Source organism: Nocardia sp. X0981, from assembly GCF_977089955.1.
In genome coordinates this window covers 1,704,213-1,724,958 of sequence record NZ_OZ372435.1, presented here as the reverse complement: position 1 = coordinate 1,724,958, position 20,746 = coordinate 1,704,213, and the positions used below count along the sequence as shown (strand labels likewise).

Sequence of the window (20,746 nt, the reverse complement as noted above, 5' to 3'; positions counted from 1 at the left end):
GCTGGGGCCGTCGGGTTCAGCCCCGGGGGGTCGGGCTGAACGCGCCTGGAACATGTCCAGGTGCCAGCAATACTACACCCAAGGGCGGACCGATACGCAAGCCTCACGGGAAAGAAGTTCCGTAGCTCACGCGCGGCGGCTTTTCGAGAGGAAAACCGCAGTTCAGAGCTTTCCGGGTGAATCCGCGAACACGACACGCCCGGTGCGGATGCCTATCCTGAAGCGGTGACGGGCTCCGGCAATACGACACCCCCTCCCGGCGATCGGAATCGCGAGAACACCCGTATCGCCGCCTTCTTCGACCTGGACAAAACGGTGATCGCCAGATCGAGCACTTTCGTGTTCAGCAAACCGTTCTTCGCCCAAGGGCTCATCAACCGGCGAGCGGCGCTGGAGAGCGGCTACGCGCATTTCATGTTCCTGCTGTCGGGCGCGGATCACGATCAGATGGAGCGGATGCGCGCCCACTTGGCCGGTATGTGCGCCGGCTGGGACGTGGCACAGGTCCGTTCCATTGTGGCCGAGACCCTGCAGGAGCTGGTGGAACCGCTGATCTACGCGGAAGCCGTGGATCTGATCGCCGATCACCGGATCCGCGGCCACGACGTGGTCATCGTCTCCGCGTCCGGGGAGGAGGTGGTGACTCCGATCGCCGAGGCACTGGGAGCGACGCATACCGCGGCGACCCGGATGGAGGTCGTGGACGGCAAGTACACCGGCGGGATCGATTTCTACTGCTACGGCGAAGGTAAGGTCACGGCGATCGAAAAACTGGCCGCCACACAGGGTTACGACCTCTCACGGTGCTATGCCTATTCCGATTCGATCACCGATATACCGATGCTCACCGCTGTCGGCCACCCCACCGCGGTGAACCCCGACCGAGCCCTGCGCCGGGAGGCCACGACCCGGGAATGGCCCATCCTGCAGTTCTCCAATCCGGTTTCGCTGTGGTCACGTTTTCCGGCGCCTTCGAGGACCGTAGCCACCGGAATAGCGGTCGCCCTGAGCGCGCTCGCGGCCGGCGCGGTAACCTACCGGCTCTTCCGGGGACGCTGATTATACCTCCTCTACCAGGACTTATGGCATATCGCTCCGCCCAGCGACCGGGCATCCGAATTGTTCAGCGATGTTCCGCGAACACTTGATGTGAATGCGGTCACAGTGGTAAAAATGGAGGCACGGAAGGACGGAAGGCCAAGGCGGCGCCGGAAGAGAAGACGCAGTCTCCCAACCCTTCCTTCCCAGCACGGACGCCGGGTACCCACGCGGAGCTCGCCGCGATAGGGCATAAGCGTTGTGGGCCTGCGAAATCCGGTCCGTCGCCAGCGATGGCCTCGCATAGCTGCGGGGATGAGCTGCTGCGGGCACGGAGGAACGCCGAGGCCGGAGAACACAACCCAATTCAGCACGCTTGGTAACCCGGTAGTCCGTGCTCGCGGGCGGTGAGGTCGACGACCCCGCCGCCCGTATTGACGTGTACACCCGCTACCGGCGGTCAGCCCCCGGCGGCGTCCGCGATCGACTTCGCCTCCCGGGCCCCGTCTTCGAAAGCTCCGCAGCAGAAGACCACCCATCCGCCGACACCGGCAGCGGTACCGGAACCGAAAGCCGCGGCGGCGTCCAGATACGCCTGCCGGCGCCGCAACCAGAAGACTTCCGGTACGCCGAGCGCCCGGGGATCCAGTCCGCTGGATACGGTGACGAGCCGGGAAGCCGCCCGCGCGACCAGTCCGTCTGCCGAACCGAACGGTTTCAGCGTCAGCAGTTCGCCGTGCACCACCGCCGCTGTCACCGGGGCCGGGGCCGATGTCGTGAGCAGAGTCTGCGCGAGTACATCCAACCGCTCGGCCACCCCGCCGTCGGGCCGGGGGCGGCCCAGGGCACTTTCGTCCGGCACCAGGTCCGCGGCGGCCAGCAGATGCAACCGCGCCAGGGCTTGCAGCGGAGCCCGTTCCCAGATACCGACCAGATTCCGTAGGGCGTCTCCGTCGAGGGCCTGTCCCACCCGTAACGCCCCAGCGAGGACCGGGTCCGTGATCGCACCGTCGGCGGGTAACTCCGTACTGCCGCCCTCGAGTGCGGCCGACGAACGAGCGGCGCGCACCGAGGCCTCGGCCGCGGTGGTCGGCCATCCCCGGCGGTTCGCTTTGTGCCGATGCACCTCGGCCAGCGCGTCACGGGCCTTGTCGGCGGCGGCACGGACACCGGGCAGATCGGTGAGGGGCGCGAGGGGATCGGTCACGGATCAGCAGGCTACTGCTGCCCGCGACGGGTATCGGACCCGGGCGTCCACGGCCGGCCGCGGACCGTCATCCGACGGGGAGACCCCGCCCCGGGATCGCGGCGAGCAGCCGGCGCGTGTACTCCTGTCGCGGGGATTCGAAGATCTCCCCGGTGGGCGCCGCCTCGACGATCCGGCCGTGCTGCATGACCAGCACGTCGTCCGCTATCTGCCGCACCACGGCGAGATCGTGGGTGATGAACAGATAGGTGAGGCCCAATTCGTCCTGCAGGCGGTTGAGCAGATCGAGGATGTTCGCCTGCACCAGTACGTCGAGCGCGGATACCGCCTCGTCGCAGACCAGCAGCTCCGGTTCCAGGGCCAGCGCCCGAGCGATCGCGACCCGCTGCCGCTGTCCGCCGGACAGTTCGTTCGGGTAGCGGTCCAGCACATCGGCGGGCAGCGCGACATGATCCAGTAGTTCCCGGACCCGGGCCTCGCGTTCGGCACGACTGCCGATCCCATGGGTGCGCAGGGGTTCGGCGATGCACCGATGGATCGTGTACAGCGGGTCCAGCGAAGCGTAGGGATTCTGGAACACCGGCTGCACACGACGGCGGAACTCCCGCTGTTCCCGCCGGCCCAGCCGGGAGATATCGGATCCGTCGAAGATCACCGATCCCGAGGTCGGTTCGAGCAGGCCCAGTACCAGTTGCGCGACGGTGGATTTTCCCGATCCCGACTCGCCGACCAGCGCGGTGGTACCGCCACGCCGCAGAGCGAAGGAGACATCCGCGGCCGCCGTGCGCTCCTGGGAGCGCCACGGCGCCGAGCCGCGCACCCGATAGCGTTTGGTGAGCCCCGTAGCCACCAGGATCTCCTCCTCGCGACCGGACTTACGGACACGCCCGGGTCGTCGGCTCGCCGCGAGCGACGGCGCCGATTCGACGAGTTTGCGGGTGTACTCGTGGCGGGGATCGCGCAGCAGTTCCAGGGCCGGGCCGGATTCCACCACCCGCCCCCGGTACATCACCACCAGATGTTCGGCGCGTTCGGCGGCCAAGGCGAGATCGTGGGTTATCAGCAACATCGCCGTACCGAATTCCCCGGTGAGGTCGGCGATATGATCGAGAATCCGGCGCTGCACCGTGACATCCAGTGCCGAAGTCGGCTCATCGGCGATGAGCAGCGCCGGGCGGCCGGACAATGCCATGGCGATGAGGGCGCGCTGCCGCAACCCACCGGACAGTTCGTGCGGGTACTGATCGGCCCGCTGCTCGGGGTCGGGGATCCCGGCGGCGCGCAGCAGTTCGACCGCCTTTTCCCGGGCCTCCCGCCCGCGGGCGATACCGTTGGCGGTCAGCGTTTCCCGGATCTGATACCCGATCTTGTAGACCGGGTCGAGATTGGACATCGGATCCTGCGGTACGAAACCGATGCCGGTGCCGCGCAGGGCGACCAGCCGCGATTCGGCGATTCCGGCGAGTTCGGTTCCGTCGAAACGAATACTGCCACCGAGGATCCGGCCGCCGCCCGGCAGCAGTCCGACGATCGCGTGCGCGGTGGTCGATTTGCCCGAACCGCTCTCCCCGACGATCGCCACCGTCTCACCCCGGTAGACGGTGAGATCGACGCCACGCACGGCCTCCACGTGGTCACCGCCCGTTCCGAAAGCGATACGCAGATCCCGGATCTCCAGCAGCGGTCGCTCGGCTGCGGTATCGGCACTCATGGTCGCTTCCTGTCTCGAATCCGCGAGCTGCACTCGCGCGGTGCGCTGGTCACCTCGTGCGGCCGGTGGCACCGGCTACCGCGCATTCCGGGTCTTGGGGTCGATGGCGTCGCCCAGCGCATCGCCGAGCATGATGAAACTGAGCACGGTGAGCGCGAGCGCGGTGGCCGGATAGAACAGGATCAGCGAGCCGCCCCGCAACTGCTGCTGTCCGGTCGCGATATCCGCACCCCAGGACACCTCGGTGGGTGGCAGGCCGACACCCAGGAACGACAATGTCGCCTCGGTGACGATGAAGACGCCCAGCCAGATGGCGGTCACCACGATCACCGGCCCCAGGGAGTTGGGCAGCACATGCCGCACCAGGATGCCGAAGCGGGAAACACCCAACGCCCGCGCGGCCAGTACGTATTCACTGTGCTTCGCCGCGATCACGGCGCCGCGGGCGATACGCGCCGCCTGAGGCCAGGTGAATGCCGCCAGGGTGACGATCACCAGCCCGATGGTGCGTTCCTCGGACAGCTGCATGAGCACGATGGCGGCGAGCATGAGTGGAACGGCGTAGACGATCTCCGCGAGCCGGGAGATCACCGAATCGAGCAGACCGCCGTAGTAGCCGGCCACCGCGCCCAGGCTCGCCCCGATGAGCACGAACAGCAGCGCCGCACCGACCCCGGTGAGCACCGACGCGCGCGCCCCGTAGATGGTGCGGGCGTAGATATCGCAGCCCTGCAGGTCGAAGCCGAACCAGTGCGCCGAGCTCGGCGGCAGCAGACTGTTGTCCACCACGCAGTAGCGGGGATCCTGATCGGTGAACAGAGCGGGGAAGGCCGCCACCACCAGCACCAGGGCTATCAGCGTCACCGCGATCAGGAATATCGGATTACGCCGCAGCGCGTGCCAGGCCTGGCCCCAGAATCCGCGCGGCGCGCCCGAGATCCGCACCCGATCGGCGGCCTCCACGGTCACCGCGTCCGGCGGGGCCACCCAGCGCTGCCGGCCCGCTCTGCTCGGGCCGGCCGGGAACTCATCGGACATGACCGCACTCCTGTTCAGGCATAGCGAATCCGGGGGTCGAGTACCGCGTACAGCAGGTCCACCAGGAGGTTGGCGAGCAAGAAGACCACGATCAGCACCGTGACGAAGGAAACCACCGTCGGCGCCTCGCCCCGCACCACGGCCTGATACAGGGTGCCGCCGACACCGGGGATGTTGAAGATGCCCTCCGTGACGATCGCCCCGCCCATGAGCGCTCCCAGGTCGGCACCGAGGAAGGTGACCACGGGAATCAGCGAATTCCGCAGGATATGTGCCGTCACCACGCGGTGCCGGGGCAGACCCTTGGCCGTCGCGGTGCGCACATAGTCGGCGTCCCGGTTCTCCGCCACGGCGTTGCGGGTCAGCCGTAGCACGTAGGCGAACGACAGCGCGCCCAGTACCAGCGCCGGAACGATCAACCGGCTCCAGCTCGCGTCGGCACCGACGGTGACCGGCGCGATCCCCCATCGGACGCCCAGCAGGAACTGAGCCAGGAAGCCGAGGACGAAAACCGGTACCGCGATCACCACCAGGCTCAGTACCAGCATGGTCGAATCGAACAGTTTGCCCTTGCGCAAGCCGGCCAGCACACCGAACAACACCCCCAGTACCGCTTCGAACAGCAACGCCAGGAAGGCCAGCCGGAAGGTGATCGGGAAGGCGCGGCCGAGTTCGTCTTTCACCGAACGGCCCGAGAAGGTGGTTCCGAGGTCGAAGGTGAAGATGCCCTTCAAATAGTAGAAGTACTGCACCAGGAAGGAACGGTCCAGGTGGTAGCGCGCCCGCAGCTGCGCCTCCAGCGCCGGCGTGAGGGCGCGGTCACCGGCCAGCGCGGCCACCGAGCCGCCGGAGATCTTGTAGATCAGGAAGTAGACGAGCAGGGTCGCGCCGAAGAAAACCGGGACCATCTGCAGTAGTCGCCGCACTACGTACCACGCCATGGGCACTCCTCGGGTTCGGGCGGAAACTCGTGGGCGGCGGTCATATCAACTCGATGTTCTCGAAGTCCGCGAGACCGTTCCAGCCGAAAGTGACATTGCGGACCCGTTCGGAGTACCCGGCCGAGTTCACGTAGTCGAAGACGGGGATGGTCGGCATATCGTGCAGCAGTACGGTTTGCGCCCGGCCCACCAGCACCCAGGATTCGGCCTCGGTCGGCGCCGCTTCGGCCGCCGCGATCAGCGCGTCGAATTCGGGGTTGTGATAGTCGAAGTCGTTGGTGTCGGAGTTGCCCAGGAAACTGGGTTCGAGGAACTGCAGCATGGTCGGGTAGTCACCCTGCCAACCGGAGCGGAAGGCCTTCCCGACACTGCGCGTGGTGATCTGGTCGCGCAGCTGTTTGAAGGTCGGGTAGGCGGCCCCGACGGCTTCGATACCGAGGGTGTTCTTGATGCTGTTGGCCACCGCGTCCACCCATGCCTGATGGTCGCCGTCGGCGTTGTAGGCGATCTCGAAACGACCGCTCCACGGGGAGATCTCGTTCGCCTTCGCCCACAGGCGGCGCGCCTCGCCGGGGTTGTACTCGAGCGTCTGCGCACCGGGCAGGTCACCGTCGAACCCGGGCAGCACCCGGGAGGTGTAGTCCCGGGCGGGCGCCCGCGTACCACGAAAGATCTTGTCCGCGATCGCCTGCCGGTGGATCGCCATCGATATCGCGTGGCGGCGCAACCGGCCCTCCTCGCCACCGAAATGCGGGAGCCCCGGCTGGGTGCCGATCCATTGGCTCTGCGCGGTGGGCGCGGCGACCGCCCGCTCCCCCAGATCGGCGTGTACCACGGTCAGGGCGCTGGACGGGATCGTATCGAGCACATCCAGGTTGCCCGCCAGCAGATCGGCGTAGGCGGCATCGAAACTGGAGTAGAACACGAAGGTCAGACCCTTGTTACGAGCCGGGCGGCCACCGCGGTAGCGCTCGTTGGGCACCAGGTCCAGTTTCACATCGTGCTGCCAGGCGTCGCCGTCGGCGAATCGATACGGCCCGTTTCCGATCGGATGCCGCCCGAACGCCTCCATATCCGCGAAGGCCACCTCGGGGAGCGGATAGAAGGGGGCGTAGGCGAGACGGGTCCGGAAGTCGATGGTGGGGGCCTTCAGGGTGACGGTGAAGGTGAGATCGTCGAGGACCCGCAGCCCCGACATGGTCCGCGCCCGCGGCGGGTCGGCCTGGACATCGTCGAACCCGGCGATCGGCGCGTAGGCGTAGCTCTGCAACTGCGCGTTGGTGACCAGGGCCCCGTAGTTCCAGGCGTCGACGAACGAGTGCGCGGTGACCGGCGAGCCGTCACTGAAGGTCCAGCCGGGTTCCAGCCTGATCCGGTAGTGCTGCTGATCGTCGGTCTCGATGGCGGCGGCCATCTCGTCGTGCAGACTGCCGTCCCCGCCGATCCGGCGCAGACCCGCGAACAGCCGATCGACGATCCGGCCACCGCCGTTCTCGTTGGTGTTCGACGGCACCAGCGGGTTCTGCGGTTCGGTCCCGTTGACCGCGATCGATTCGCCGAGCGCCGGAGTCACCGTGCAGGCGGGCAGCACGGTCGCGCCGGCGAGGATCAACACCAGACCGATCGCGCGTAACGCCCATGACGTTCCCCTCACACCACTCCCCGCTCCCTGGCCTTCGTCCCCATCCGGTACCCCGCAAAGTCGTCTGCAGACTATAGGCCCGGCGAAGAGATCCGGCCGGGTTCGTGAACACCGGCCACCCGCGACCGACCGTTCACCGACGCCCAGCGGCCGTTCGTCCGCCGCCGACGGCCATTCGTCCGGGGATCACCCAGCGGCGTTCGGCGAGCGATTAGTGTCACAGGTGGCCCCTTATGGTGCAGGCAACGCGAAGGAAGTGACACAGATGACCGAAACCGCCGATCACTCGGACGCCTACCCGCCGAGTGCGGAGTTCGCTGCCGCGGCGAATGTGGATGCGGGTATCTATGAGCGTGCCGCGCAGGACCGCGAGGGATTCTGGGCCGAGCAGGCCGAGCGGCTGCACTGGCATCAGCGCTGGTCCCAGGTATTGGATTGGACCGGCGCCCCGGTGGCGAAATGGTTCGTCGGGGGCCGGCTGAACGTGGCCTACAACTGTGTGGACCGCCATGTGCTGGAAGGCCGCGGCGACAAGGTCGCGCTGCACTGGGAGGGCGAGCCGGGCGATTCCCGCACGATCACCTACGCGGATCTGCTCGCCGAGGTGAGCCGGGCCGCCAACTATCTGACCGGGCTCGGGCTGACGGCCGGTGACCGGGTCGCCATCTATATGCCGATGATCCCGGAGACGATCGTGGCGATGCTGGCCTGCGCCCGGCTGGGCCTGCCGCACTCCCTGGTCTTCGCCGGCTTCTCACCGACCGCGCTGCGGCAGCGGATCGACGATGCGCAGGCGCGGCTGGTGATCACCACCGACGGCCAGTGGCGCCGCGGTAACGCCGCACCCCTGAAGGAGGCCGTCGACGAGGCATTGTTCGCGCACGGCGATGTGCCCTCGAGCGCGGAGCACGTGCTGGTCGTACGCCGCACCGGGACCGAGGTGCCCTGGACCGAGGGCCGCGATCTGTGGTGGCACGAAACGGTCGCGACGGCGGATCCGGTCCACGAGGCCGAAGCCTTCGACTCCGAGCACCCGCTGTTCATCCTCTACACCTCGGGCACCACCGGTAAGCCCAAGGGCATCCTGCACACCAGCGGCGGCTACCTCACCCAGACCAGTTACACGCACCGGGTGGTCTTCGATCACAAACCGGAAACCGATGTCTACTGGTGCACCGCCGATGTCGGCTGGGTGACCGGGCACAGCTATATCGTCTACGGTCCGCTGGCCAACGGCGCCACCCAGGTGCTGTACGAGGGCACCCCCAACTTCCCCGACGAGCACCGGCACTGGCAGATCATCGAGAAGTACGGTGTCACGATCTACTACACCGCGCCCACGCTGGTCCGCACCTTCATGAAATGGGGACGGCAGATCCCCGATGCGCACGACCTGTCGAGTATCCGGGTGCTCGGCTCGGTCGGCGAACCGATCAATCCCGAGGCCTGGCGCTGGTACCGGGAGGTGATCGGTGCGGGCACCGCGCCCATCGTCGACACCTGGTGGCAGACCGAGACCGGCGCCATCATGATCTCCCCGCTGCCCGGTGTCACCAGTACGAAACCGGGTGCCGCCATGACTCCCGTGCCGGGTATCTCGGCCGCTGTGGTGGACGAAGAGGGCAACCCGGTGCGCCGCGGGGAGACCGAGGCCAATGGTTACCTCGTACTGGATCAGCCCTGGCCGGCGATGCTGCGTGGTATCTGGGGCGATATGGAACGCTACCGGGCCACCTATTGGGAGCGTTTCGCCGAACAGGGCTGGTACTTCGCCGGTGACGGGGCGAAGCTCGACGTCAACGGCGATCTGTGGGTACTGGGCCGGGTGGACGATGTGATGAACGTGTCCGGGCATCGTATTTCCACCGCCGAGGTGGAATCGGCGCTGGTCGGGCATTCCGGTGTAGCCGAGGCGGCGGTGGTCGGTGCCAGCGACGAGACCACCGGCCAGGGGATCGTGGCATTCGTCATCCTGGCCGCCGGGACGAACGACACCGGCGCGGACCTGGTGAAGGAGCTCGAGGCGGAAGTGGCCCGGGAGATCAGCCCGATCGCCCGGCCGCGGGAGATCCATGTGGTACCGGAACTGCCCAAGACCCGCAGCGGAAAGATCATGCGCCGCCTGCTGCGCGATGTGGCGGAGGGCCGGGAACTCGGCGATACCTCCACCCTGGTGGACCCGCAGGTCTTCGAGGCCATTCGCGCCGGCCGTTCGGACTGAGCGGAACCGGCTCCGCGGCCGGGACCTGCCCGGGGCGGAGCGGCCGGGCCGTACCGGACGGCTCACGACGCGGGCCGGAATCGCCGAACATTCCGCGCACCTCGACTATCGCGATATGTTCGCCCTGTCGGTGCTCGGCGCGATCGGGTTCACCGTTAGCCTGCTCATGGCGGAACCGGCGCGCGAGAACCATCCCGCTTCCGCCCAACCGGCCGGGGCCGCGGTTCCGGTGACCTCCACGGCCGCATCGCCGGCCGGTTCGGCGCTACTGTTGCGGCGTGGGCGTGTCCACCGAGCACGGCGTGACGCGGATGCGCTAGAACCAGAACAGCAAGACCGAGCAGCATCGGGACAGGGAGAGGGTCGACCACGTGAGTGTCACACAGGGCGGTAACGGAGACGGTGCGCGAGGCGGCATGGTCACCTCGATTCCACTGTCCGAGATCGACCCGCACGCATCGGCCAGTTTCGGCAGTCTGGTCCGCGACGCCACCGAACAGGTCTCGACTCTGGTCCGCGCCGAAGTCGCCCTGGCCAAAGCCGAAGTAACCGGTGAGATCAAGAAGGGGCTGCAGGGCAGCGTTTTCTTCATCGGCGCGCTGACGGTACTGCTGTTCAGCAGTTTCTTCTTCTTTTTCGCCGTCGCCGAAACCCTGGACGTCTGGCTCACCCGGTGGGCCGCGTTCTGGATCGTCTTCGCGTTCATGATTCTGGTGACCGCGCTGCTGGCGTTCCTGGGCTACCGCAAAGTGAAGCGTCTGCGCGCCCCCGAGAAGACCATCGATTCGCTCAAGCAGACCCGTACGGTCCTGCCGTCCGGGTTCGGCAACCACGACGACCCGAGCGCGCTGGAGAAGACCACGCACCGGTAGACGGGTCCGGCACACCACGCCGCCCCGGTGTTCACTACGCTCGGACGGCGTGGCGTCGAACTTTCCACCGGACCCGTCCAGCGTGCGCTACGGCGGTTCCTGGGTTCACCGCGATGTGCACGCCAACGGAATACGCCTGCATGTGGCGAGCGCCGGACCCGGCGACCCGGCGGCGCCGCTGGTGGTACTGCTGCACGGGTTCGCGGATTTCTGGTGGTCGTGGCGGCATCAGCTCACGGCGCTGGCCGAACTCGGATACCACGCGGTCGCGGTGGATCTGCGCGGCTACGGCGACAGCGACAAACCGCCGCGCGGCTACGACGGCTGGACTCTGGCCGGGGATATCGCCGGACTGATCCGCGCGCTCGGCCACAGTAGTGCCACGCTGGTCGGGCATGCCGACGGCGGCCTGGCCTGCTGGGCGACCGCGGTCCTGCATCCGCGGCTGGTGCGGTCCATCGCGGTGATCGCCTCACCACATCCCACCGCGTTGAAGAGTTCGATACTGCGCGACAGCGCCCAGCGCCGGGTCTGGCTGCCGAATTTCCTGCGCGCCCAATTACCTCGCTACCCCGAGTATCTGCTCACCCGCGAGGACGGTTCCGGCGCAAGCGAACTATTGCGGCAGCGTAGTTCGCCTTCCTGGGTGGACACGACCGAATTCGCCGAAACCGCACACCGGATGCGCTCGGCCATCCGGATTCCCGGAGCGGCCCACTGCGGTCTCGAATACCAGCGCTGGGCGTTCCGCAGTCAGTGGCGCCCGGACGGCCGCCGTTTCATCGCGGTGATGCGTAAACCCCTCGATATTCCGGTGGTTTCGATGCGCGGTGAATTCGACCGCTACATCCTGCCCGCCACGGTGCATCGCGCCCCGTATCTCGCGCCGCACCGCCGCGTGGTCACCATCCGGAACGCGGGACATTTCGCGCATCAGGAGAACCCGGACGCGGTCACCGCCGAAATAGCGAAACTCCTGTCCGGGCAGGACCGCCGGAACCAGGACCGCTACGCCTGACCGGATCCGGAACCGTCCTCAGCTCAACACGCAGGGACCGGTACCGACCGGCACGGCGGACGAGGCAGCGGCGTCGATCCGTTCCCGGACCTCGTTCAGCGTGAGCACATAACCGGTGTCGTCGTCGGTCACCGCGGCACCGAACACCACACCGAGGACCTGGCCTTCGGTGTCGACCAGCGGACCGCCCGAATTGCCCGCGCGGACCTGGCCGCGCACCGTGTACACCTCACGTTCGACCGTCCCGTCCCGGTAGATGGTGGGACCGGTCAGATCCAAGGTCTCCCGGACCCGGGCCGCGCTCGCGGTGTACCGGCCGCCGCCGGGATAGCCGAGCACGATGGCGCTTTCACCCGAGGTGGCCGCTTCCGGCGCCTGCGGGATCACCGGCGCCGTGAGACCCGGTACGGCCAGCACCGCGATATCCATCGACGGATCGAATTCGACCACCGTGGCATCCAGCGGCCCGAACGCCGAATCCACCGTCACACTGGTGGTTCCGGCCACCACATGCGCGTTGGTCATCACCCGTTCCGGTGCGATCACGAACCCGGACCCTTCCAGCGCCCGCTGGCAGCTCGGCGCCACCCCGCGGATACGCAGCACACTCTGCTGGAGCGATCCGGCGACCGGACTGGCCAGCACACCGGGATCCGGCGGTTCCACCGCGGCGATGGGCGCGCGCCCGAACGGCCCGATGACATCCGGCAACCCGGAAGTGTTGAGCAGTCTGGAGAATTCGTTGGGTAGTTTGCGCAACCAGTCCGGGGCCACGCGGTTGACATCGGCGAGCACCCGCGACCCGTTGATCGCGGCCGCGATCGCGGGCTGGGTGGAGGTCGCCAGCGGGAGCGCCAGCAGCCAGGCCGTCACCAGTACCGCGCCGGCCTGCAACACCGCGCCCACCGCACTGTCGGCACCGCGCGCGAACGGATGCCGCATTCCGCTGCGGGCCGCGCGGCCGAGCACCATACCGGCCACCTCGCCGACGATGACCAGCAGCACGATGAGCAACACCCCGGCCAGAACCCGGCTACGTCCCTCGTCGATATGGACCAGGATGTGCGGGGCGATCAAGATTCCGGCCACCGCGCCCAGTACCACTCCGAGGAAGGCCAGCGCGGACGCGACCGCTCCCTGCCGCCACCCGGAGGAGGCGGCCAGGAGCGCCAATATGACAACCGCGATATCCAGCCACGTCGAGGAACTCACAACACCATCCCCACAGCGGCCAGCGCCTGTTCCAGATCACGCACGTCGGTTCGGTCCCATTCCGATTCCCAGCCCAGCGAAGTCACGAGCCCGGCCAGTATGCCGCCGGTGAGCCCCCAGACCAACATTCCGTCCACTTGGAAGGCCGGGCTCTGGTATCCGAGAGCGCTGCGCACCAGGAAACGATTGGCCGGATCCAGCAGCTCCGACATCGGCACCCGCACCACGCGGTCGGTCTCCGCGCGGTCCATCACCCGTACCTCCCCGGGTTCGCGCCAGTAGGCGACCACCGGCGTCACATCGAAGCGCGAGGGGGGCACGAACACGGTGGGCAGTGTCGCGATCGGCTGCACCCCGGTGTGGTCCAGTCCGGTCTCTTCCCACGCTTCCCGCAGCGCGGTATCGATCGGGCCCGCGTCGCCGGGGTCCACCGCGCCGCCGGGGAAGGCCACCTGTCCGCGATGCTGGCGCATGGTGGAGGCGCGCTGGGTCAGCAGCACCTCCGCGTCCGCGGGGAGCCCGCCCGGGGCGGTCGGATCGCCGTCCGGATCGCCACCGAACAGCACCAGCACAGCCGCCTGCCGCACTTCTCCGGCCAGGGTGCGGCGCAGCGCCCGGGCCCGGCCCAGGGTGTCGGAGAAATCGGGGCGGCCGGGCCCGGCCGCCCCGCTCAGCCAGGGCGGCACCCGATCCTCGCTCATAGAGCCTCCCTCGGAGGGATTACGCACAGCCCGCGGAGACCGGAGCGAAGGCGAAGGTACCGCCTCATACGGGGACTCCCAGCGCGTCGGCCACGTCGGCGGCGATCTCATCGGCATCGTGGAACGGACGGGCGACATAGTCGGCGATGGAACCGTCCGCACGCACCAGCACGGTGATCGGCAGGGCGGCCGGCGCGTTCGCGGCCGCGCGGACGCGGGCGTCGGAGTCCTGTAGCCCGGGCAGCCGCAGTTGCGGGCGTTGCCGGGCGCGCAGATCGTCGTTCAGCGCCGCCAGCAACGAGAGCGCCTTCGCCTCGTCGGGGTCGCTGTGCACGGTGAGCACCCGGACCGCCGATCCGGCGCGGTCGGCATATTCCTGGAACAGCGGCAGCTCGGTCCGGCAGGGTTCACACCAGTACGCCCACAGGTTCAGCACCGTGGGCCGCCCGGTCCGGCCGGGTGCCGCGGGTGCGCCGTTCGACAGGCAGGTCAGTACCAGGTCCGCCAGCGGACCGGCGGACGCGGCGGTCCCGGCCGGGCAATCCGCCGCACCCGAGGCCGCGCGCAGAGCGGGAGCGATCTCCCGGGCCGGTGGCGCGCCCCCGGGGCCGGCGGTATCGGAACCGCCGCGCGGCCAGAGAGCGACAGCGGCCGCCAAGGCCACGATCACCGCCGTCAACGCCCATTTCCAAGAATTCGGTATTCGGCTCACCGGCCCACCAGTTCGAGCAGATGCGCCGCCTCGGGGCCCTTCACCAGTGCGGCGGCCGTATCCGGATCGACGGGTCCGGCGCCGAACGACGGGCAGTCCTTGGCCAGTACGCACACCCCGCACGCCGGTTTCCGGGCATGACAGACCCGGCGACCGTGGAAGATCACCCGGTGGGACAGCATGGTCCACTCCTTGCGCTCGATAAGCGCACCGATTGCGTGCTCGACTTTTACCGGATCCTCCTCGGTGGTCCATCCCCACCGACGCACCAACCGGCCGAAATGGGTATCGACGGTGATACCCGGAATTCCGAACGCGTTACCCAAAATGACATTCGCGGTCTTGCGGCCGATCCCGGGCAAACGGACCAACTCGGCCATTGTGTGAGGTAATTCACCGTCGTATTCCTCGAGAAGTGCCCGCCCGAGGCCGATGAGGGAATTCGCCTTGTTGCGGTAGAACCCCGTGGGACGGATGAGTTCTTCCAGCTCCGCACGGTTGGCCTCGGCGTACGCGCGGGCGTCCGGATAGGCGGCGAACAACGCGGGAGTGGTCATATTCACTCGCACATCCGTGCACTGCGCGGAGAGGATCGTGGCCACCGCGAGTTCCAGCGGATTACCGAAATCCAACTCGCAATGCGCGTCGGGAAATGCCTTCGCCAGAATCCGGTTCATCCGGCGGGCGCGCCGCACCAGACCCAAACGAGTTTCCGCCGGTCGGGAACCGGTTTTCCGCTTACGGGCCCCACCCGTCACCGGGCGCTCGGGAGCTGCCTCGGCGGGGCCGGAAAGATCGCTTCCGGCGGTTTCGGAGGGGGAGATACGCACCCGTCCACCATACGGAACCGTTCGACAACGTTGCCTTGTCAGTTCTACTCCCGTATTCCATCTGAGACCTCGACCGTGTTTACTACCCGGCATGCAAGGACTCGCTGTGGTGCTCTTCCCAGTGGTGTTGATGCTGTTCGCCCTCGGCATGGAGCGAGTGGAGAACCGGCTTCGCAAACTTCTCGAGCCCGACGAGGAAGTCCAGGCCTACCTGGACAAGGCAAGCAACGCCGAGGTCAACGAGCTGACCAAGCTCGGCCTACCGGCGGCGGTCGCGCGTATGCGCCGACGGCGCAATCGCAGCGAGGAGGCCGGGGAGTCCCTCGATATCGCTCGTGCGAGCTGAGGTGCGCGGCCGCTCCGCCGCACCGGGCCACGCCCGGTTAACCTTCGTTACGTGGTGTCTGTCACTGCGTGCCGTCGAGGCCGCGTAGACTGCACTGTCGGCCGAACCGCTTCGGTCCGCCGACGACTACAGCCGTTTCCCTAAGGAGCACATTCGTGGACGAGGCCCTCGCCAGAGCAGGCATCTTCCAAGGCGTTGAGCCCACCGCGGTGGCTGCGCTCGCCAAACAGCTGCAGCCCGTGGATTTCCCTCGCGGCCACGTCATCTTCAACGAGGGCGAACCGGGTGATCGGCTGTACATCATCACGTCCGGGAAGGTGAAGCTGGGACGGCGCTCCCCGGACGGCCGGGAGAACCTGCTGACCATCATGGGTCCGTCGGATATGTTCGGTGAGCTCTCCATCTTCGATCCGGGCCCGCGTACCTCCACCGCCACCACGGTGACCGAGGTCCGCGCCGTCACCATGGACCGGGACGCGCTCAAATCCTGGATCGACCAGCGGCCGGAGATCGCCGAGCAGCTGCTGCGGGTTCTGGCCCGCCGGCTGCGGCGCACCAACAACAACCTGGCGGACCTCATCTTCACCGATGTTCCGGGCCGGGTCGCCAAGGCACTGCTGCAGCTCGCCCAGCGTTTCGGTACGCAGGAGGCCGGTGCGCTGCGGGTCACCCACGATCTCACCCAGGAGGAGATCGCCCAGCTGGTCGGCGCCTCCCGGGAAACGGTCAACAAGGCGCTCGCCGATTTCGCCCATCGCGGCTGGCTGCGTCTCGAGGGCAAGAGCGTGCTGATCTCCGACTCCGAGCGGCTGGCCCGCCGCGCCCGCTGACAACCCGGCCGTGAGCCGGCGGACACCGCGGCGGCGACGCCGTCGGTGCCCACCGGCCCCGGAGAACGGCGGCCGGGTAGGAGTCCGGCTCAGTCCCGCGCGTTCCGCTCCGACCGCAGGTACGTGAGCTGTGATTCCACCGAACTGCGCGCCGCCGGCCACAGGCTCTCGTCCACGTCCGCGTAGACCTTGCGGACCACCGCCATGGCATCGGCGTCCGTGCCGAGTTCCTCCAGCGCGGCCCGTACCTGCGCGAGCCGCTCGTGCCGGTGCGCGATGTAGTAACGGACCACCGGCTCCACGTCCGGGTGATCCGGCCCGTGCGCCGGTAGCAGGGCGCGACCGGCGCCCGCGTCCAGCAGTCGCTCCAGCGAACGTAGGTAATCGCACAGCGTGCCGTCCCGGTCCAGTACGGTGGTCCCCCGCCCGAGGACGGTATCGCCGCTCAGCAGCGCGTCCGCGAGCAGGAAACTCACCGAGTCGGCGGTATGCCCCGGAGTGTGCAACACCGTGATCCGCAGCCCGGCGGCCTCGATGATCTCGCCGTCGGTCAACGGGGTCACCTCGCCGCGCAGGAACTCCGGATCCATGCTCCGGACCGGCGTCCCGGTCAGGCGAACCAACTCGTCGATACCGCCGGTGTGATCGGGATGCCGGTGCGTGACGAGTGTGAGCGCCACCGCCCCGTCGGCCGCTTCGGCGATCGCGGCGATATGTTCCGGTTCATCCGGTCCGGGGTCGACGACGATACAGTCGGTGCTGCCGGGCGCCCGCAGGATCCAGGTGTTCGTGCCGTCCAGTGTCATCGGCCCGGGGTTGTTCGCGAGCAGAACCGCCGCCGAGGGGGTCACGGCACGCAGTTTTCCGTAGGCCGGGTGGGTGAGTGTCACCACAACACCTCCAATTCGAAAGTGGCACATCTGAATCTACGGGCCGCGCGGCAGCCGCGCCGACCGCCCGGCTCAGCGGATCTCGGCGATCAGTTCGACTTCGACAGGGGTGTTCTTCGGCAGTTCGAAGACACCGACCGCGGAACGCGCGTGCGCTCCGGCCGGACCGAACACCTCGCCCAGCAATTCGGACGCACCGTTGACCACCAGCGGCTGATCGGTGAAACCGGGCGCCGACGCCACGAAACCGACCACCTTCACGATCCGGACCACCTCGTCCAGACCGACCAGGTCGTGCACGGCCGCCAGTGCGTTCAGCGCGCACCACCGCGCCGCGACCGCCGCATCCGCCAGGGAGACCTCGGCGCCGACCTTGCCGACCGCCGACAGTTCGCCGGACACGAAGGGCAGCTGACCGGAGGTGTAGACGTAGGTACCGGTCCGCACCGCCGGAACATAGGCGGCCACCGGGGCCACCACGGGGGGCAGTGTCAGTCCCAGCCGCTCGAGGTTCGCCCGCCATTCGGTGGCGGGGTTCACGTTGGTTTCCCCCATGACGGTTACTGCTTCGGACGCTTCAGGTAGGCGACATGCTGCTCGCCGGTCGGTCCGGGCAGCACGGTCACCAATTCCCATCCATCGGCGCCCCACTGGTCCAGGATCTGTTTGGTCGCATGGGTCAGCAGCGGCACGGTCGCGTATTCCCACTGGGTCATATCGCTCATGCGCACGGAGCCTACTGGGTACCGCCGGAACGCCGGCGGCGCATACACCGGCCCGGTCGTCCCGCGTGGTCCCGCCGCGGTGTCTGGTACACCACATCGGTACATACCGGAGTATGCGGGCGTATGCCCGATATGCGCTATAGGCTCGCGACCGTGGCAGAACCAACGACGATGTCGGAATCGGCCGAACCCGCTCCGCGAACGGGATGGCCCGAGCGCGCGGTGAACGCCCGACTGCACTACGTGTCCGGTAAGGGTGGGACCGGCAAGTCCACGGTCGCCGGGGCGCTGGCGCTGGCGCTGGCGGCCGGTGGGCGGCGGGTGCTGCTCGTCGAAGTGGAGAACCGGCAGTCCATCGCCCAGCTGTTCGATCTGCCGCCCCTGCCGCCCACCGAAACGAAGATCGCCACCGCCGACGGCGGCGGGGAGGTGGTGGCGCTGGCGCTCGATATCGAACACGCGTTTCTCGAGTACCTCGATATGTTCTACAACCTGGGCTTCGCCGGCCGGGCCATGCGACGTATGGGGGCCATCGATTTCGTCACCACCATCGCGCCGGGACTACGGGATGTCATCCTGACCGGCAAGATCAAAGAATGTGTCGTCCGGGTCGACAGTAAGGGCGCTCCCGTCTACGACGAGGTCGTGGTCGACGCCCCGCCGACCGGCCGGATCGCCAGTTTCCTGGACGTCACCCAGGCCATGGCCGAACTCGCCAAGGGCGGCCCGATCGCCGCGCAGGCCGAGGGTGTCTCCACACTGCTGCATTCCGATCAGACGATGATCCACCTGGTCACCCTGCTCGAAGCGCTGCCCGTACAGGAAACCCTGGACGCGATCACCGAACTGACCGCGGAAGATCTGCGGATCGGCAGCGTGATCGTCAACCGCGCCGCCCGCAGCCCGCTCAGCGCCGAGGTCCGCGCGGCCGCCGCCGCGGGTGAACTCGATACCGAGACGGTGCGCGCGGGCCTGGAGAAAGCCGGTATCGACTTGTCCGCGGCCGATTTCGCAGGGCTGCTGACCGAGACCGTGGAGCATGCGGCCACCCTGAGCGCGCAGGACGAGAGCGCGGCCGAACTGCTGGACCTGGAGGTCGCGCGACTGGAGTTGCCCGCCCTCCCCGACGGAATGGACCTCGGCGGCCTCTACGAGCTGGCCGCTTATCTGAGCGAGCAGGGAGTCCGATGAGCACTCGACCGGCCGGACCCGCGCCCCTGGATATCTCCGCCATCATCGCCGACCGCTCCGCCCGGGTGGTGGTGTGTTGCGGCTCCGGTGGGGTGGGGAAGACCACCACCGCGGCGGCGATCGCCCTGCGCGCGGCCGAACAGGGACGCAAGGTGGTGGTCCTCACCATCGACCCCGCCCGCCGGCTGGCCCAGTCGCTGGGGGTGGCGGATCTGGACAACAGTCCGCAGCGGGTGGCTCTGGGGCCCGAGGCCGAGGGCGAACTGCACGCCATGATGCTGAACATGCGGCGCACCTTCGACGAGATGGTGCTCACGCACACCGCACCCGAGAAGGCCGAGCAGATCTTCGCGAACCCCTTCTATCAGGCGGTGGCATCGTCCTTCGGCGGCACGCAGGAATACATGGCGATGGAGAAGCTGGGGCAGCTCGCGGCCCGCCGGGAGTGGGATCTCATCGTCGTGGACACCCCGCCGTCGCGGAACGCGCTGGATTTCCTCGACGCGCCCAAACGGCTCGGCACCTTCTTGGAAGGCCGGATGATCCGGGTCATCATGGCGCCCGGGCGAGGGGTGGGCCGGTTCGTGACCGGAGCGATGAGCCTGGCCGTGCGCGGTGTATCGACGATCGTGGGCGGCCAGATGCTCAAGGACGCCTCGAATTTCCTGCAGTCCCTGGAATCCCTCTTCGGGGGCTTCCAGGAGCGCGCCGACCGCACGTTCGCGATGCTGGCCGAACCCGGAACGCATTTCCTGGTCGTCGCCGCACCGGAACCCGACGCATTGCGGGAGGCATCGTTCTTCGTGGATCGGTTGTCCACCGAACGGATGCCGCTGGCCGGGCTGATACTCAACCGGACGCATCCGGTGCTGTGCTCGCTGCCCGCCGACCACGCCCTCGCCGCCGCCGACCGACTCGCCGACTCCGATCCGGTGACGACCGGGGTACTGCGGGTGCACGCCCATCGGGTGGCACTCGCCCGGCGGGAACAGCATCTGCTGCACCGGTTCACCGGTGCTCATCCGCGGGTTCCGCTGACCTCGGTGACCGCGCTGCCGTTCGAGGTGAGCGATCTGACAGCGTTGCGGGCAGTGGGCGCGCAGTTGGCGGGCTCGGATACCACCACGGCCGGCTGATCACCCGGACCGACTATTCGACCGCCGGGCACTCGATTCTCGAGTGCCCGGCGGTCGGTCGTCCAATCGGTTTGTTCGCTACATCGCTACCTGGTGCTGGCGTTGGGCGTGGAAGAAATCCGCCCAGGAGGTCACCTCCGGATGCTGCTTGAGCAGCGCACGCCGTTGACGTTCGGTCATACCACCCCACACCCCGAATTCGACCCGGTTGTCCAGGGCGTCCGCCCCGCACTCCATCAGAACCGGGCAGTGCCGGCAGATCGTCGCCGCCTTACGCTGCGCCGCCCCCCGCACGAACAGTTGATCGGGATCCACTTCCTTGCATCGAGCCCGGGAAACCCAGGCAATCCTTGCTTCGGCCTGCTCTACGTTCAATCGAGCGACGGGGGTTGTCATGTGCATTTGGTGTGCCCCTTTGCCAGTCCGAACACCGGGTCACGGCGCTCCGGAATCGCGTGACACCTCGCAGCAACCCGAACCCCGCC

Annotated in this window: 22 protein-coding genes; 9 read left to right on the top strand and 13 right to left on the bottom strand. The window is 67.9% G+C overall.

What is annotated here, in order from left to right:
* The first annotated feature begins 225 nt into the window (after positions 1–225).
* Positions 226–1,059 carry an HAD-IB family hydrolase gene (locus ACYR7D_RS07590; RefSeq protein ID WP_459548908.1) on the top strand — a complete coding sequence of 278 codons (834 nt, stop codon included), beginning with the start codon at positions 226–228 and terminating at the stop codon, positions 1,057–1,059.
* A gap of 439 nt (positions 1,060–1,498) precedes the next feature.
* On the opposite strand, the gene ACYR7D_RS07585 is transcribed toward ACYR7D_RS07590, so the two are convergent.
* The 5 genes from ACYR7D_RS07585 to ACYR7D_RS07565 form a co-directional block, all read right to left on the bottom strand.
* Complete coding sequence (locus ACYR7D_RS07585; RefSeq protein WP_459548907.1) at positions 1,499–2,245, bottom strand: oxidoreductase; 747 nt, start codon at positions 2,243–2,245, stop codon at positions 1,499–1,501.
* Between the two features lie 67 nt (positions 2,246–2,312).
* Positions 2,313–3,956, bottom strand: a complete 1,644-nt coding sequence (locus tag ACYR7D_RS07580) for a dipeptide ABC transporter ATP-binding protein (RefSeq protein WP_459548906.1) — start codon at positions 3,954–3,956, stop codon at positions 2,313–2,315.
* 75 nt (positions 3,957–4,031) lie between these two features.
* Positions 4,032–4,994 (bottom strand): ABC transporter permease, encoded by a 963-nt coding sequence (locus ACYR7D_RS07575; protein WP_459548905.1) that lies wholly within the window; start codon positions 4,992–4,994, stop codon positions 4,032–4,034.
* Between the two features lie 14 nt (positions 4,995–5,008).
* Positions 5,009–5,935, bottom strand: a complete 927-nt coding sequence (locus tag ACYR7D_RS07570) for an ABC transporter permease (RefSeq protein ID WP_459548904.1) — start codon at positions 5,933–5,935, stop codon at positions 5,009–5,011.
* Between the two features lie 40 nt (positions 5,936–5,975).
* Complete coding sequence (locus ACYR7D_RS07565; RefSeq protein ID WP_459548903.1) at positions 5,976–7,589, bottom strand: peptide ABC transporter substrate-binding protein; 1,614 nt, start codon at positions 7,587–7,589, stop codon at positions 5,976–5,978.
* 253 nt (positions 7,590–7,842) lie between these two features.
* On the opposite strand from ACYR7D_RS07565, the gene acs reads away from it, so the two are divergent.
* Genes acs through ACYR7D_RS07545 form a run of 4 tightly spaced genes read left to right on the top strand, consistent with a single transcriptional unit; the run spans position 7,843 to position 11,688 of the window.
* The gene (acs, locus tag ACYR7D_RS07560; protein ID WP_459548902.1) at positions 7,843–9,798 is read left to right on the top strand and encodes an acetate--CoA ligase; all 1,956 of its coding nucleotides are present in this window, start codon (positions 7,843–7,845) and stop codon (positions 9,796–9,798) included.
* On the top strand, positions 9,710–10,192 hold the full coding sequence (locus ACYR7D_RS07555; protein ID WP_459548901.1) for a Na+/H+ antiporter NhaA: 483 nt from the start codon (positions 9,710–9,712) through the stop codon (positions 10,190–10,192). Before acs ends, ACYR7D_RS07555 begins: the two co-directional genes overlap by 89 nt.
* Positions 10,170–10,670 (top strand): phage holin family protein, encoded by a 501-nt coding sequence (locus tag ACYR7D_RS07550; protein WP_459548900.1) that lies wholly within the window; start codon positions 10,170–10,172, stop codon positions 10,668–10,670. Before ACYR7D_RS07555 ends, ACYR7D_RS07550 begins: the two co-directional genes overlap by 23 nt.
* A gap of 49 nt (positions 10,671–10,719) precedes the next feature.
* Positions 10,720–11,688 (top strand): alpha/beta fold hydrolase, encoded by a 969-nt coding sequence (locus ACYR7D_RS07545; RefSeq protein WP_459548899.1) that lies wholly within the window; start codon positions 10,720–10,722, stop codon positions 11,686–11,688.
* An 18-nt stretch (positions 11,689–11,706) separates the two neighbouring features.
* Here the strand turns inward: ACYR7D_RS07545 and ACYR7D_RS07540 are convergent, their stop codons facing one another.
* The 4 genes from ACYR7D_RS07540 to nth form a co-directional block, all read right to left on the bottom strand.
* A complete protein-coding gene (locus ACYR7D_RS07540) occupies positions 11,707–12,900 on the bottom strand; it encodes a MarP family serine protease (protein WP_459548898.1) in 1,194 nt (397 codons plus the stop codon).
* Positions 12,897–13,601: an NUDIX hydrolase gene (locus ACYR7D_RS07535; RefSeq protein WP_459548897.1), complete on the bottom strand. Its 705-nt coding sequence runs from the start codon at positions 13,599–13,601 to the stop codon at positions 12,897–12,899. The genes ACYR7D_RS07540 and ACYR7D_RS07535 overlap by 4 nt, the downstream gene beginning before the upstream one ends.
* A 64-nt stretch (positions 13,602–13,665) precedes the next feature.
* Positions 13,666–14,313 carry a TlpA family protein disulfide reductase gene (locus tag ACYR7D_RS07530; protein WP_459548896.1) on the bottom strand — a complete coding sequence of 216 codons (648 nt, stop codon included), beginning with the start codon at positions 14,311–14,313 and terminating at the stop codon, positions 13,666–13,668.
* Positions 14,310–14,990 carry an endonuclease III gene (nth, locus tag ACYR7D_RS07525; protein WP_459550069.1) on the bottom strand — a complete coding sequence of 227 codons (681 nt, stop codon included), beginning with the start codon at positions 14,988–14,990 and terminating at the stop codon, positions 14,310–14,312. The genes ACYR7D_RS07530 and nth overlap by 4 nt, the downstream gene beginning before the upstream one ends.
* 244 nt (positions 14,991–15,234) lie before the next feature.
* On the opposite strand from nth, the gene ACYR7D_RS07520 reads away from it, so the two are divergent.
* Entirely contained in the window at positions 15,235–15,489 is a 255-nt protein-coding gene (locus tag ACYR7D_RS07520; protein ID WP_459548895.1) for a hypothetical protein, read from the top strand.
* Between the two features lie 155 nt (positions 15,490–15,644).
* Positions 15,645–16,319 (top strand): Crp/Fnr family transcriptional regulator, encoded by a 675-nt coding sequence (locus ACYR7D_RS07515; RefSeq protein ID WP_030524212.1) that lies wholly within the window; start codon positions 15,645–15,647, stop codon positions 16,317–16,319.
* Positions 16,320–16,408: 89 nt separating this feature from the next.
* Here the strand turns inward: ACYR7D_RS07515 and ACYR7D_RS07510 are convergent, their stop codons facing one another.
* The 3 genes from ACYR7D_RS07510 to ACYR7D_RS07500 form a co-directional block, all read right to left on the bottom strand.
* Positions 16,409–17,209 carry an MBL fold metallo-hydrolase gene (locus ACYR7D_RS07510; protein ID WP_459548894.1) on the bottom strand — a complete coding sequence of 267 codons (801 nt, stop codon included), beginning with the start codon at positions 17,207–17,209 and terminating at the stop codon, positions 16,409–16,411.
* A gap of 72 nt (positions 17,210–17,281) precedes the next feature.
* Positions 17,282–17,764: a RidA family protein gene (locus ACYR7D_RS07505; RefSeq protein ID WP_459548893.1), complete on the bottom strand. Its 483-nt coding sequence runs from the start codon at positions 17,762–17,764 to the stop codon at positions 17,282–17,284.
* A 5-nt stretch (positions 17,765–17,769) separates the two neighbouring features.
* A complete protein-coding gene (locus ACYR7D_RS07500) occupies positions 17,770–17,934 on the bottom strand; it encodes a DUF4177 domain-containing protein (RefSeq protein WP_459548892.1) in 165 nt (54 codons plus the stop codon).
* 171 nt (positions 17,935–18,105) lie between these two features.
* Here ACYR7D_RS07500 and ACYR7D_RS07495 point away from each other — a divergent pair, with 171 nt between their 5' ends.
* Complete coding sequence (locus ACYR7D_RS07495; RefSeq protein ID WP_459550068.1) at positions 18,106–19,125, top strand: ArsA-related P-loop ATPase; 1,020 nt, start codon at positions 18,106–18,108, stop codon at positions 19,123–19,125.
* Entirely contained in the window at positions 19,122–20,261 is a 1,140-nt protein-coding gene (locus ACYR7D_RS07490) for an ArsA family ATPase (RefSeq protein ID WP_459548891.1), read from the top strand. The genes ACYR7D_RS07495 and ACYR7D_RS07490 overlap by 4 nt, the downstream gene beginning before the upstream one ends.
* 78 nt (positions 20,262–20,339) lie before the next feature.
* On the opposite strand, the gene ACYR7D_RS07485 is transcribed toward ACYR7D_RS07490, so the two are convergent.
* Entirely contained in the window at positions 20,340–20,663 is a 324-nt protein-coding gene (locus ACYR7D_RS07485; RefSeq protein ID WP_459548890.1) for a WhiB family transcriptional regulator, read from the bottom strand.
* Between the last annotated feature and the right edge of the window lie 83 nt (positions 20,664–20,746).

What these genes read in the sequence shown, in the direction of transcription:
- ACYR7D_RS07580 (WP_459548906.1), bottom strand. Translation starts at nt 3,956, where the DNA reads ATGAGTGCCGATACCGCAGCCGAGCGACCGCTGCTGGAGATCCGGGAT.
- ACYR7D_RS07575 (WP_459548905.1), bottom strand. Translation starts at nt 4,994, where the DNA reads ATGTCCGATGAGTTCCCGGCCGGCCCGAGCAGAGCGGGCCGGCAGCGC.
- ACYR7D_RS07570 (WP_459548904.1), bottom strand. Translation starts at nt 5,935, where the DNA reads ATGGCGTGGTACGTAGTGCGGCGACTACTGCAGATGGTCCCGGTTTTC.
- acs (WP_459548902.1), top strand. Translation starts at nt 7,843, where the DNA reads ATGACCGAAACCGCCGATCACTCGGACGCCTACCCGCCGAGTGCGGAG.
- ACYR7D_RS07555 (WP_459548901.1), top strand. Translation starts at nt 9,710, where the DNA reads ATGTGGCGGAGGGCCGGGAACTCGGCGATACCTCCACCCTGGTGGACC.
- ACYR7D_RS07535 (WP_459548897.1), bottom strand. Translation starts at nt 13,601, where the DNA reads ATGAGCGAGGATCGGGTGCCGCCCTGGCTGAGCGGGGCGGCCGGGCCC.
- nth (WP_459550069.1), bottom strand. Translation starts at nt 14,990, where the DNA reads ATGAACCGGATTCTGGCGAAGGCATTTCCCGACGCGCATTGCGAGTTG.
- ACYR7D_RS07520 (WP_459548895.1), top strand. Translation starts at nt 15,235, where the DNA reads ATGCAAGGACTCGCTGTGGTGCTCTTCCCAGTGGTGTTGATGCTGTTC.
- ACYR7D_RS07505 (WP_459548893.1), bottom strand. Translation starts at nt 17,764, where the DNA reads ATGGGGGAAACCAACGTGAACCCCGCCACCGAATGGCGGGCGAACCTC.
- ACYR7D_RS07500 (WP_459548892.1), bottom strand. Translation starts at nt 17,934, where the DNA reads ATGAGCGATATGACCCAGTGGGAATACGCGACCGTGCCGCTGCTGACC.
- ACYR7D_RS07495 (WP_459550068.1), top strand. Translation starts at nt 18,106, where the DNA reads ATGTCGGAATCGGCCGAACCCGCTCCGCGAACGGGATGGCCCGAGCGC.
- ACYR7D_RS07490 (WP_459548891.1), top strand. Translation starts at nt 19,122, where the DNA reads ATGAGCACTCGACCGGCCGGACCCGCGCCCCTGGATATCTCCGCCATC.
- ACYR7D_RS07485 (WP_459548890.1), bottom strand. Translation starts at nt 20,663, where the DNA reads ATGCACATGACAACCCCCGTCGCTCGATTGAACGTAGAGCAGGCCGAA.